This window comes from Asanoa hainanensis (assembly GCF_900188485.1).
GTDB lineage: Bacteria > Actinomycetota > Actinomycetes > Mycobacteriales > Micromonosporaceae > Asanoa > Asanoa hainanensis.
This window is the reverse complement of record NZ_FZPH01000004.1, coordinates 572,601-584,188: the sequence shown is the minus strand read 5'-3', so window position 1 is coordinate 584,188 and position 11,588 is coordinate 572,601. Positions and strand designations below refer to the sequence as shown.

Genomic DNA, 11,588 nt, shown 5'->3' with positions numbered 1-11,588 from the left:
CCCGCCAATCAGGACAGGTCCGCGTGGTCACGTTCCGCTGGGCGGTCGACAAACAACTCCGCGGCGCGGTCTGCGACTTCGCCGCCGACTCCCGCCACACCAACCCCTGGGCCGCGCACCTCTACAACCACGCCCGCGCCCGCGGCCACCGCCACCCCCACGCCGTCAGAATCCTCGCCCGCGCCTGGCTCGCCGTGATCTGGAAATGCTGGACCACCAACACCCCCTACGACCCGAACCGACACCGCGCCCTCCAAACCCTCCTCCACCAAGATCAACAACCCGAGGGTTGACACAGGACACTCCCGCCGGAGACCGGGCGAGGGCAGGATCGGCCCTCGCCCTGCCAGGTCCGCGGGACGCACTCTCAACCCAAAACCAGCACAAAGCCCACCCGGCGTGGTGCGGAATCGTCTCGCTCGGGTTCGGACTCTCGGGGTACCGTCGCCGATGTTTCCGGAGTGAGAGCAGGTTTTGTGATGGCGGCTCGGATCAGTGAGCTCGTGCTCAGTTGCCGCGATCCTGAGGTGCTGGCGCGCTTCTGGTGCGAGGTCTTGGACTTCGTCGTGCTCGACCGCGAGGCCGACGGCTCGCTGGAGATCGGCCCGCGGCAAGGCGCCGGAGGTCCGCAGCCGACGATCATCCTCAGCCGCGAGGACGAGCCGGCGAACGCGAAGTCGCGACTGCACATCGACATCAACGCCACCGACCGCGACCAGGAAGCCGAGCTCGAACGCCTACTGAAGCTAGGCGCGCGCCCGGCCGACGTCGGCCAGACCGGCGAAGAGCCGTGGCACGTCCTGGCCGACCCCGAAGGCAACGAGTTCTGCCTGCTCAAGGCCCGCCTCAACCCCCTCTGACCCACCGCGACGGCCCGAACGCCGGTAGCTTCGCGGCATGGAGCGCAGGGTGCCCCGCGTGGCGGGTCGAGGAGCGCGAGTACGAGCGGCACGAACGCCGCCGCGGCCGCCGGCATGCCTACGTCGGCCTCGACGCCGTTCGTATCGTATTGGTTGTCGTCGACATGGTGCCGTTCTTTGTGCGCGAGAACGCGTACACCTTCGGGATCGTGCCGAACATCGTGCGGCTCGCTACCGTCCTGCGGGCCGCCGGCGGGACGGTCGCGTGGGTGTTGCCCGGTTTCGTCGAGCCGGCACCCGTCGACGAGGAGTTCTTCGGGCCCGAGGTGGCCGCCCGCTACGCGCGCAGCGGCAGCGAGGGGCTCTGGCACGAGTTCGACGTCGACGCCGCCGACCTGGTCGTGGAGAAGACGGCGCGCAGTGCCTTCTTTCCCGGCCGGTGCCCGCTGCCCGAGCTGCTCATTGCCCGCGGCGTCGACACCGTGGTGATCACCGGGACGTGGACCAACGTCCGCTGCCAGTCGTCGGCGCGCGATGCCAGCACGCTCGGCTACCGGGTCGTGTTCGTCGCCGACGCCAACGCCGCCAACCGCGACCAGGACCACAACGCCGCGCTGCACACGGTCTACCGGACATTCGGCGACGTGCGTGCCACAGACGAGGTCGTGGACCTGGTCAAGGCCTGACCTATGCTCCGGCGCCGCCGTCCACGAGTGGACCCACGGGCTGGGTCTTGGTGCCGCGACGCTTGCTGCGGCGCTCGATCCAGCTGGCCAGGCTGGTCAGGCCGAAGTTGACCACGATGTAGATGGCCGCGACCACGATCGCCGCCTGGACCACGTTGCCGAAGTTGGCCGACAGCACGTTGACGCCGAGCTGGAGCAGCTCCGGGTACGACACGATGTAGCCCAACGCCGTGTCCTTCAGCAGCACCACGAGCTGGCTGATGATCACCGGCAGCATCGCGCGGGCCGCCTGGGGAACCAGGATGTGCTGCATCACGAGGCTCTTGCGCATGCCGACCGCGTACGCCGCTTCCGACTGGCCCTTCGGCACCGCGTGTACGCCGGCGCGGAACGCCTCCGCCAGCACCGAGCCGTTGTAGAGCGTCAGCCCGATGACCACCGACCAGAACGGCGGGACCGAGGACTGGATCAGGAACGGCACGCCGTAGGAGATGAAGAAGATCATCAGGAGCAGCGGGACCGCACGGAAGAACTCGACCACGATGCCGGCCGGGACGCTGATCCAGCGGTGGTCCGAGAGGCGGCCGACGGAAAAGATCAGGCCGAACGCCAGGGCGAACACCATCGCCGTCGCGGCCGCCTTCAGCGTGCCCTCGATGCCCGGGATGATGAAGTTGTTCCACGTGGCGCCCTTGAGGAAGGGCTCCCAGAGGACCGCCGCGAACTGGCCCTTCTCGTCGAACTTGCGGTAGATCCAGTAGAGCACCGCGAGGATCAGCGCGCCGAAGACGACGGTCAGGACCGCGTTGCGTACCCGCGCCCGTGGGCCGGGGTGGTCGTAGAGAACCGGGTTGCCGCTCACCGCTTCACCGCCAGTCGGTTGGCCAGCCAGCCGAACAGGTAGCCGACGGGAATCAGGACGGCAGCGAACGTGCCGGCGAAGACCAAGAAGATCAGGATGACCTGGTCACCATTGTCGTTGATCAGCTGCTTCATGATGTTGCTGGCTTCCAGCAGGCCGATCGTGCCGACGATGGTGGTGTTCTTGCAGAGCGCGATCAGGACGCTCCCCAGCGGCGCGATCACCGCGCGGCCGGCCTGGGGCAGCACCACGATCCGCAGCGTCTGCGCGAACGTCAGTCCGATGGCCCGCGCCGCCTCGGCCTGGCCGGCGGGCACCGTGTTGATGCCCGAGCGCAGCGCCTCGCACACGAACGCGGCCGTGTAGACCGAGAGGCCGACCACGCCGAGCCAGAAGTTGTTGAGGTCGATGTCGTCACTCAACGAGACGCTCAGCGTCGCGTACAGGCCGAAGTAGCAGAAGAAGACGATCAGGGTGAGTGGGGTGTTGCGGAAGATGTTGACCCACGCGGCGCCGAACCAGCGCAGCACCGGCACGGGCGAGACCCGCATCGCGGCGAGCAGTACGCCGAGGACCAGGGCCAGCACCGCCGACACCCCGGTCATCTTGAGGATCCACATGAACCCCGACACGTACATGTCGAAGTTGGCGGGATCGCTGAACACGGGCACGCCCCGCTCCTCCCTCTATCTGGCTTGTTACCGCGTACGGGGCCGGCGGCGTGTCCGCCGCCGGCCCCGCGCGTCGCGCGTCAGGCGCAGTTGGTCAGCTTGCTGACGTCGAGCTCCGGCGCGGCCTTGCCGCTGGCGCCCAGGGTCTTGTCCCACGCCGCCTTGTAGGAGCCGTCGGTCGCGGCCGCCTTCAGGATCTCGTTGATCTTGTCGCAGCTCGCCTTGTCGTCTTTCTTGAGGCCGATGCCGTAGGGCTCCTCGGAGAAGGGCTTGCCGACGACCTTGAACTTGCCGGCGTACTGCGACTGCGACGCGTAGCCCGCGAGGATGATGTCGTCGGTGGTCACGGCGTCGACCTGGTTGCCGGCCAGGGCCGTGATGCACTTCGAGTACGAGTCGAAGAGCTGCAGCTGAGCGTCCTTGTAGTTCTCCTGGATCCGCTTCGCCGGGGTCGAGCCGGTCACCGAGCAGACCTTCTTGCCGGCGAGCTGCTCCGGCGCGGTGATCGTCGAGGCGGCCGGCACGAGCAGGTCCTGACCGGCCATGAAGTACGGCCCGGCGAAGTTGACCTTCGTCTTGCGCTCGTCGTTGATCGTGTAGGTCGCGATCACCAGGTCGACGGTGCCCTGCTGGATGTAGGGCTCGCGGTTGGCCGACACCGTGGTCACGTACTGGATGCCGGACTCCTGCATGCCGAGACCCTTGGCGATGATCTTCGCCATCTCGATGTCGAAGCCCTCGTAGGCGGTGCCGGTCTGCAGGCCGAGACCCGGCTGGTCGGCCTTGACGCCGATCTTCAGCGAGCCGGACGCCGCCTTACCGACGACGCCGGTCGCGGTGTTGCCCGATCCGGTGCCACTGCCCGTGCCCGTACCCGTGCCACTGCCGTCGTCGCTGCCACAGGCTGCCATCGTCAGCGCGAGCACGGCGGCCGCGGCGGTGGCCGCAACGCGCGTCATCCGCATGTACTTCTCCTTCTCGTGAAGGAGACCCGGCGCCGGTGCGGCCGGATCCCTTGGTGTGCAGGATCGTGAGTCGAAAGAACGGGTGAGATCAGTGCGTAAGGATCTTTGAGAGAAAGTCCTTGGCCCGGTCACTGCGCGGGTTGGCGAAGAACTCGCCAGGTTCGGCCTGCTCGACGAGCTGACCGTCGGCCATGAATACCACGCGGTTGGCCGCATGCCGCGCGAAACCCATCTCATGGGTGACCACGACCATCGTCATGCCCTCACGGGCGAGGGACGTCATGACGTCGAGGACCTCGCCCACCATCTCGGGGTCGAGGGCGCTGGTCGGCTCGTCGAAGAGCATCGCCTTGGGCTGCATCGCCAGCGCTCGCGCGATCGCCGCGCGCTGCTGCTGGCCGCCGGAGAGCTGGGCCGGGTATTTGTCGGCCTGGTTGGCGATGCCGACCCGTTCGAGCAGCGCGAGCCCGCGCTTGCGGGCCTCTTCCGGCTTTTCCTTGCGTACCTTGATCGGACCCAGGGTCACGTTCTGCAGGATCGTCTTGTGTGCGAAGAGGTTGAACGACTGGAACACCATGCCAACGTCGCTGCGGAGCCGCGCCAGTGCGCGACCCTCGGCGGGCAGCGTGTTGCCGTCGAACGTGATCTGACCGGAGTTGATCGTCTCCAGCCGGTTGATCGCGCGGCAGAGGGTCGACTTGCCCGAACCGGACGGTCCGATCACGACAACGACTTCGCCACGACCGACCGACAGGTCGACGTCGCGTAGAACGTGCAGGTCGCCGAAGAACTTGTTGACCTTGTCGAGCACGATCAGCGGCTCCTGCGACGTGGTACTCGCGACCATCGACCCCTCCCTCTGGATGCAGCCACTCTAAGGGTGACGATGTGCCAGGACGGGTCTCGAACGGTCACGGAGCGGTAACGCGGCAGACGGGCACGCCCACAGGCAGGCACGATCATTGGTATGGCGATCCCTCCGGTCCCTGCGACGGGCTCCGCGATGTGGAACTGGCACGCGGAAGAGCCCCTGACACCTTCCGTGGTCATGCGCGCACTAAGTGTCGTCACCGGTTGTGCCGTCGTTCCATTGGGTGACGACGACCCACCGGGTGACGCGGTGCTCTGCGACGTGTGGCTCGGCGTCGGCGAGTTTCCCGTCGGCATCGACTGCTACGCGCCGCCGTTCGAGGTGGCCGAGCCGGCCGCCGCGGCCGAGGTGGCGGCCCTGCTGCGGCGCCGGGTGCTGCTGGCCGACGACACCCTGATCCCCGACCGGCACGTGCTGGCGACCACCGACGGCACGCTGCGACCCGTACACGTGGACGTGGTCGAGACCGACGACGGTGAGGCGCGGTCCAACCTGCGGCCGTGCACGGGTCACGACCCGTGGTGCCTCCGCCAGCGGGTGCCGTGCCAGCAGTCGCGGTGGACCCCCGACCGGGTGGTCCCGGGGCTGGCCGCCTGAGCTTTCCCGGCGGCTACCCTGTAGGGGTCATGACTACTACAGCGGGCCCTCGCACCTACCAGGTGCGCACATACGGCTGCCAGATGAACGTGCACGACTCCGAGCGGATCTCCGGGCTGCTCGAGGCGGCCGGCTATGTCCGCGCCGAGGCTGATGACGCCGACGTGGTGGTCTTCAACACCTGTGCCGTCCGGGAAAACGCCGACAACCGCCTCTACGGCAACCTCGGCCACCTGCGACCGACCAAGATGCGCCGGCCCGACATGCAGATCGCGGTCGGCGGCTGCCTCGCCCAGAAGGACCGCGGCGAGATCGTCAAGAAGGCGCCCTGGGTCGACGTCGTCTTCGGCACCCACAACATCGGCTCGCTGCCGACGATGCTGGAGCGCGCCCGGCACAACGCCGAGGCCGAGGTCGAGATCCTCGAGTCGCTCGAGGTCTTCCCGTCGACGCTGCCGGCCCGGCGCGAGTCGACGTACGCCGGCTGGGTCTCGATCTCGGTCGGCTGCAACAACACCTGCACCTTCTGCATCGTGCCGTCGCTGCGCGGCCGCGAGAAGGACCGGCGGCCGGGGGAGATCCTGGCCGAGGTCGAGGCCCTCGTCGCGGAGGGTGTGCTGGAGGTGACGCTGCTCGGGCAGAACGTCAACTCCTACGGGGTCGAGTTCGGCGACCGGCTGGCGTTCGGCAAGCTGCTGCGCTCCTGCGGGTCGATCTCGGGCCTGGAGCGGGTGCGGTTCACCAGCCCGCACCCAAAGGACTTCACCGACGACGTGATCGCGGCGATGGCCGAGACGCCGAACGTCTGCCACTCGCTGCACATGCCGCTGCAGTCGGGCTCCGACGCGGTCCTGAAGGCGATGCGCCGGTCCTACCGCCAGGAGCGCTACCTCGGGATCATCGACAAGGTACGCGCGGCGATGCCCGATGCGGCGATCACCACGGACATCATCGTGGGCTTCCCGGGCGAGACCGAGTCCGACTTCGCGCAGACGCTGGACGTGGTGCGGCAGGCCCGGTTCTCGTCCGCCTTCACCTTCCAGTACTCGCCGCGTCCCGGCACCCCGGCGGCCACAATGGACGACCAGGTGCCGAAGGCGGTGGTCCAGGAGCGTTACGAGCGGCTGATGGAGGTCGTCGAGGAGACGACCTGGGCGGAGAACCAGGCCCTGGTCGGCTCGCGCGTCGAGGTGCTGGTCGCGGTCGGCGAGGGGCGCAAGGACGAGCGCACCGGGCGGATGTCCGGCCGGGCCCGCGACGGGCGGCTGGTGCACTTCGCGACGGGTTCGTTGGACGGCATCCGGCCGGGCGACGTGGTCGAGACCGTGGTCAGCTACGCGGCGCCGCACCACCTCAACGCCGACGGAGAGCCGTTGTCGCACCGGCGCACCCGGGCGGGGGACGCGTTCGAGGCCGGTCGGGCGCCGCGCACACCGGGCGTCAGCCTGGGCATGCCGTCCGTGGGCCGCCCTCCGATCCAGCCGCTGCCGACCGAATCGGCCTGCTCGGTGCAGTGAAGGCCCGGGCGGCGGCGGGCCGTTGGCTACCCGCCGCCGCGGTCCGGTTCCTTCAGCAGGCGACGCCGTTGAGCGCCGGCGCGCCTGGTGCGGCCGCCGTGCCGTTGGCGGTGAAGCCGATCGTGACCGACGCGCCCGGTGCGAGCGCCGGGGACCACGTCGGCGCCGCCGCCGTGATCGTCGTGCCGGACTGGGTGACCGTGGCGTTCCAGCCACTGCCCAGCGTGACGCCCGACGGCCAGGTCCAGGTCACCCGCCAGGGGTTCACCGGCGCGGTGCCGCGGTTGGTCACGGTGAGCTCGCCCTGGAAGCCGCCCTGCCAGGCGTTGGTCTGGCGGTAGGTGGCGTCGCAGTCACCCTGGGCCGGGGGCGTGCTCGGCCCGCCGGTCGGGCCCGTGGTTGGCCCGCCGCCTCCCGTGGGCGCGATCAGATAAGGCGAGATGATCGACTGTTTCGCCTGGTTGATGGTCGTCCAGTCGTCGTTGGCGATGCCGCCCGTGTCACCGGAGTTGGGGTTCCACGACCAGTAGGTGAACGACATGCCGTTGACCCCACTGCCCAGATAGGACATCAGGTTCGTGAGCCAGACGCGGTCCTTGGGATCGGCCAACGTCGTGCCGAACTCGCCCAACATGATCGGGGCGGTGTTCTGCTTGAACAGGTAGCCCCAGTACTTGTCCCAGATCGCCGGCAGGTTGGCGGGGTAGTCCGGCGCGTCGAACCAGCTCTGGTGGTAGACGGAGATCGCGTAGTCGTGCGGCGAATACACCAGCCGGTTGGCCACCGAAAGGCGCACCGGGAACTGGCCGGCCCTGCTCAGGTTGCCGCCCCACCAGCCGCAGTCCTCGTCGTTGCTGGTATCCCCGTCCCACACATTGGACAGTCCGCCGCTCGGGCAGCTCACCCCCTCGACGAAGATCAACCAGTTGGGCTGCACGCCGAGGATCGCGTTGCCGGCCCGCTCGGCGGCCAGCCGCCAGTCGCGGTTGGTGTCACCGCAGCCCCAGCAGGCTCCGGTCGCGGCCGGGTTGGTGCCCTCGGCGTGTGGCTCGTTGTGCAGGTCGGCCCCGATGACGGTCGGGTTGTTGGCATAGCGTTGGGCGAGCATCCGCCAGTCGCTGATCCACGTGCTCTCCGGCACCGCGGCCGTGTACCAGAGCGCCGTCTGCTGCGCGCTCGTCGGCCGGTGGCGGTCGAGGATCACCCGCATGCCCTTGCTTCCGGCGTACGCGATGACCTTGTCGAGGATCTGCAGGGGTGAGTTGCCGACCAGGTCGGGGTTGACGAAGTCGTTGATGCCGGTAGCGGTCGCCCCGGCCTTGAGCGCGTCGTTGGAATAGGGAATGCGCAGCGTGTTGTAACCGAGGTTGGCCATCGTGTCGACCTGGTTGCGCCACGGGTTGCTCGACCACAGGCCGTGGAAGGTCCGGTTGTCGGTCTCCATGCCGAACCAGTTGATGCCGGTGAGCCGCACGGTCGCACCGGTGCTGTCGACGATCTTGTTGCCGCTCGTCCGCAGGTAGCCGGTCCCGGTGCCGGCGGCGAGCGCCGGTCCGGAGGTCAGCCCGACGGCGACGAGGACGGTCGCCGCCGCGACCAGAACCGCAACGAGCGCGGCGCGAACAGGTTTGCGTTGCATGTGCCAGGGCTCCATTTCGCGGGGGTACGAATTCCGCGCGCGCCGTCATCGGCGCCTCTCGCGGTGCGTGCCCTGGCTCCGCCGCCCATTCTGATCGCGATCGATGCGTCTGGTCAAGGGTTGTACGATCCCCGCGTGCAAGATCCCGCCTGCCCGTGCGTGATCTGCGGCGGGGTCCGCCGCGGCCGTGACACGGAAACCATCGCGACCGTCGAGAAGCACGGTTGGTGTTCGCTGCTGGTGCCGGGCACGGTCGACTTCGCGTACACGGTCGGTCTGTGGCACTCCTTCCAGATCCCCGAGATCGTCATGTTCGGCCTGGCCGGCGAACACATGCAGCTGTGGCTCAACACCTGCGTGGAACGCCTGCGCGACATCGGCTGGCCAGCCGCCGAAGCCCCGTTCACCGGCGTCATCGAAGGCCACGAGACGATGCTGCGCCCGGTCGACGAGTCCTGGCGCGCCGCCCTGTTCGGCACGGCCTACAGGTTCTATGGCGGCTGGTCCGTCCCCGTCTGGCAGCTCGTCTGGCCGGATGGTGCAGGCCGGTGGCCGTGGAACGACGAGGCCACCGTGAGCAGCCGCACCCGGCAGGCGTTCGGCTGGCTGCCGGTCTCGGCACACCCGGCTGGAAGCTGGCGCCTCGTAGGCACGTTCGGCAACGACTTCCCGCTGCCGGCCGAGCCGGACAGTTGGGCCCTGACCACACGCTCCCTTCTGGCCGGACGGACCTCGCCGGCCGTGGTCGCCTTCGACGACGGCAGGTTCGACGTGCTGGACGCCCGCGGCTACGCGGCAGACGACCTGTGCCTGGCCTACCTGGGCCACGCCGTCGAACAGCACCCGTCACTGAACGCGCTCTCGGACCTCCCCACCGGCCACGTAGCCACCCTCGCCACCGACGGCACCTGGCAACGCACACCGTCGTCGGACCCGCAACGCACCGAAAGCACCGCAGCCTGGCGCACCAGCCAACCGCTACGCGTCACCAGCTGACGTGCCCCTGCCCGCGTTGCGGCCAACCGCTTGGCGTCGCCGGTTGACGTGGCGTGTTGCGGTGCGGGCAAGCGGTCCGCGTCGCGGCTTGAGGTGCTGCGTTGCGGTGCAGTCAACCGCTTCGCTTCGCGTCGCGTCGCCGGTTGTCGTGGCCTTGCGGTGCGGTCAACCGCTTCGCGTCGCCGTTGGCGTGCCGCGTTTGGTGTGCGGTCGACCGCTTCGCGTTGCCGTTGGCGTGCCGCGTTTGGTGCGATCAACCGCTTCGCGTCGCAGCTTGAGGCGGCGCGTGGGCGGTCCAGCCAACCGCTATGCGTCACGGCTCATAGTGCCGCGCTGCCAAGCGGCCAACCACTACGCGTCACGGCTCGAGGTGCCGCGCTGGCAGGCCAGACGACAGTTGCGCGGTGCCGGGCGGGCCGCGGGTCCGTGCCGCTAAGTCGTAGCTCATGCACGGAGTGTGCCAGCCACCACCGACAATTCTTTGTGGGTCCGCTGACCCACTGCGGACCTGGCAGGGACGGGCCCCCTAGGGCCCGGCCCGTTCTCCGGCGGGAGCAACGGTCCGGGCCACCGCGGACCCGGGACCAAGCCTTAGGTCTGAAATAGACCTTGATCTTGCCTGGCAGATCCCCCTGGGCCCGGGACCAAGATTTGTCCTTAAGGATTTAGCTGGCTTGCTCTGCGAGGTTGAGGAACTGGCGCTTCTGGTTGAGGGCGTTCTCGGCCTCGCGGATGCGCTTGGCGTCGCCGGCGTTGCGGGCGCGTTCGAGGCGCTGCTCGGCCTCGGCGACCTGCTCGCGCATCTGGACCAGCAGCGGGTTGGCGGACGGCTCGGTGCGGCGCCACGCGGAGTCCATCGCGAGCCGGACCTTCTCCTCCACCGCGCGGATGCGGCGGTCGAGTTTGGCGGCGTCGTCGCGGGAAACCCGGCCCGCGTCGTGCCACTGGGCCTGGATGTCGCGGAGCTTCGCCTGCGCGGCCCGCGGGTCGGAGTCGACGTCGATCGACTCGGCCTCGGTGACCAGCGCCTGCTTGCGCTCCAGGTTGCCGCGCTGCTCGGCGTCGCGGGCGCTGAACACGGCGCTGCGGTTGGTGAAGAAGGCGTCCTGGGCGGCGCGGAACCTCTCCCAGAGGCGCTGCTCGGCCTCCTTCGAGGCGCGCGGCGCCGCCTTCCACTCGGTCATCAGGTCCTTGAGCCGGGCGGCGGTGGGGCCCCAGTCGGTTGACTCCTGCAGCGACTCCGCCTCGGTGACCAGGTCTTCCTTGGCCGTCTGCGCCGTCTTGCGCTGGGCGTCGAGGGTCGCGAAGTGCGCGCCGCGGCGGCGGGTGAAGCCGTCCCGGGCGGCCGCGAAACGCTTCCACAGCTCACCGTCGGACTTCTTGTCGACGCCGCGGATCGTCTTCCACTCGTCGAGGATCTCCTTGAGCCGGTCGCCGGCGGACTTCCAGCCGGTGGACTCGGCGGCGATCTTCTCGGCCTCTTCGACGAGTTGCGTCTTGCGGACCAGCGCCTCGGCCCGGGCGGTCTCCCGGGCGGCACGGGCCTCGCCGGCCTTCGCCTCGGCGGACTCGGCCAGCTTGTCGAGCCGGGCGACGAGCCCGTCGATGTCGCCGACGACGTGCGCTTCCGGCAGCGAGGCGCGGATGCGGCGGATCGTGGCGAGGGAGTGCGCCGCGTCGGCGGCCCCGGAGCCCATCCGGGCCTGCACCAGGTCGACCTCGGTGACCACGTCGGCGAACCGCCGGGCGAAGTGGGCCAGGCCCTCCTCAGGCGACCCGGCCTGCCAGGAGCCCACCACCCGCTCCCCATCGGCCGTCTTGACGTAAACCGTGCCCTCCGCGTCCACGCGTCCGAAGGCCGTCCAGTCGCTCATCTGCCCATCCTCGTTCGTCCGACTCCGTCGGGAATGCAAGGAATGCACCC

The 11,588-nt window shown here is 69.1% G+C and carries 11 protein-coding genes and 1 pseudogene; 6 read left to right on the top strand and 6 right to left on the bottom strand.

What is annotated here, in order from left to right:
* The 3 genes and pseudogenes from CHC05_RS13880 to CHC05_RS13870 form a co-directional block, all read left to right on the top strand.
* Positions 1-293 (top strand): annotated as a pseudogene (locus CHC05_RS13880) (IS110 family RNA-guided transposase); the annotation flags it as partial.
* A 186-nt stretch (positions 294-479) separates the two neighbouring features.
* Positions 480-860 (top strand): VOC family protein, encoded by a 381-nt coding sequence (locus CHC05_RS13875; RefSeq protein WP_089248559.1) that lies wholly within the window; start codon positions 480-482, stop codon positions 858-860.
* Positions 791-1,546, top strand: a complete 756-nt coding sequence (locus tag CHC05_RS13870) for an isochorismatase family protein (RefSeq protein ID WP_281257667.1) — start codon at positions 791-793, stop codon at positions 1,544-1,546. Before CHC05_RS13875 ends, CHC05_RS13870 begins: the two co-directional genes overlap by 70 nt.
* A 1-nt stretch (position 1,547) precedes the next feature.
* Here the strand turns inward: CHC05_RS13870 and CHC05_RS13865 are convergent, their stop codons facing one another.
* From CHC05_RS13865 to CHC05_RS13850, 4 genes are all read right to left on the bottom strand, one after another.
* Positions 1,548-2,408 (bottom strand): amino acid ABC transporter permease, encoded by an 861-nt coding sequence (locus CHC05_RS13865; RefSeq protein WP_089248557.1) that lies wholly within the window; start codon positions 2,406-2,408, stop codon positions 1,548-1,550.
* Positions 2,405-3,079, bottom strand: coding sequence for an amino acid ABC transporter permease (locus tag CHC05_RS13860; RefSeq protein WP_089248555.1), 675 nt, complete (start codon positions 3,077-3,079; stop codon positions 2,405-2,407). The genes CHC05_RS13865 and CHC05_RS13860 overlap by 4 nt, the downstream gene beginning before the upstream one ends.
* A gap of 80 nt (positions 3,080-3,159) precedes the next feature.
* Positions 3,160-4,044 (bottom strand): glutamate ABC transporter substrate-binding protein, encoded by an 885-nt coding sequence (locus tag CHC05_RS13855; RefSeq protein WP_089248553.1) that lies wholly within the window; start codon positions 4,042-4,044, stop codon positions 3,160-3,162.
* A gap of 88 nt (positions 4,045-4,132) precedes the next feature.
* Positions 4,133-4,891, bottom strand: a complete 759-nt coding sequence (locus CHC05_RS13850; protein ID WP_089248551.1) for an amino acid ABC transporter ATP-binding protein — start codon at positions 4,889-4,891, stop codon at positions 4,133-4,135.
* Between the two features lie 201 nt (positions 4,892-5,092).
* On the opposite strand from CHC05_RS13850, the gene CHC05_RS13845 reads away from it, so the two are divergent.
* Positions 5,093-5,512 carry a hypothetical protein gene (locus CHC05_RS13845; RefSeq protein WP_144022582.1) on the top strand — a complete coding sequence of 140 codons (420 nt, stop codon included), beginning with the start codon at positions 5,093-5,095 and terminating at the stop codon, positions 5,510-5,512.
* Between the two features lie 29 nt (positions 5,513-5,541).
* Entirely contained in the window at positions 5,542-7,029 is a 1,488-nt protein-coding gene (gene miaB, locus CHC05_RS13840) for a tRNA (N6-isopentenyl adenosine(37)-C2)-methylthiotransferase MiaB (RefSeq protein WP_089248547.1), read from the top strand.
* A 52-nt stretch (positions 7,030-7,081) separates the two neighbouring features.
* Here miaB and CHC05_RS13835 read toward each other — a convergent pair whose 3' ends face one another.
* Positions 7,082-8,668: a cellulase family glycosylhydrolase gene (locus CHC05_RS13835; protein WP_089248545.1), complete on the bottom strand. Its 1,587-nt coding sequence runs from the start codon at positions 8,666-8,668 to the stop codon at positions 7,082-7,084.
* Positions 8,669-8,803: 135 nt separating this feature from the next.
* Here CHC05_RS13835 and CHC05_RS13830 point away from each other — a divergent pair, with 135 nt between their 5' ends.
* Positions 8,804-9,664, top strand: coding sequence for a DUF4262 domain-containing protein (locus CHC05_RS13830; protein ID WP_179266167.1), 861 nt, complete (start codon positions 8,804-8,806; stop codon positions 9,662-9,664).
* A gap of 665 nt (positions 9,665-10,329) precedes the next feature.
* Here the strand turns inward: CHC05_RS13830 and CHC05_RS13825 are convergent.
* Entirely contained in the window at positions 10,330-11,538 is a 1,209-nt protein-coding gene (locus tag CHC05_RS13825; RefSeq protein ID WP_089248541.1) for a DUF349 domain-containing protein, read from the bottom strand.
* Positions 11,539-11,588 lie beyond the last annotated feature (50 nt).

Bases quoted from the DNA above. Each gene is read 5' to 3' on its own strand.
- CHC05_RS13875 (WP_089248559.1), top strand. From the start codon at position 480: ATGGCGGCTCGGATCAGTGAGCTCGTGCTCAGTTGCCGCGATCCTGAG.
- CHC05_RS13855 (WP_089248553.1), bottom strand. From the start codon at position 4,044: ATGCGGATGACGCGCGTTGCGGCCACCGCCGCGGCCGCCGTGCTCGCG.
- CHC05_RS13850 (WP_089248551.1), bottom strand. From the start codon at position 4,891: ATGGTCGCGAGTACCACGTCGCAGGAGCCGCTGATCGTGCTCGACAAG.
- CHC05_RS13845 (WP_144022582.1), top strand. From the start codon at position 5,093: ATGCGCGCACTAAGTGTCGTCACCGGTTGTGCCGTCGTTCCATTGGGT.
- miaB (WP_089248547.1), top strand. From the start codon at position 5,542: ATGACTACTACAGCGGGCCCTCGCACCTACCAGGTGCGCACATACGGC.
- CHC05_RS13835 (WP_089248545.1), bottom strand. From the start codon at position 8,668: ATGCAACGCAAACCTGTTCGCGCCGCGCTCGTTGCGGTTCTGGTCGCG.
- CHC05_RS13825 (WP_089248541.1), bottom strand. From the start codon at position 11,538: ATGAGCGACTGGACGGCCTTCGGACGCGTGGACGCGGAGGGCACGGTT.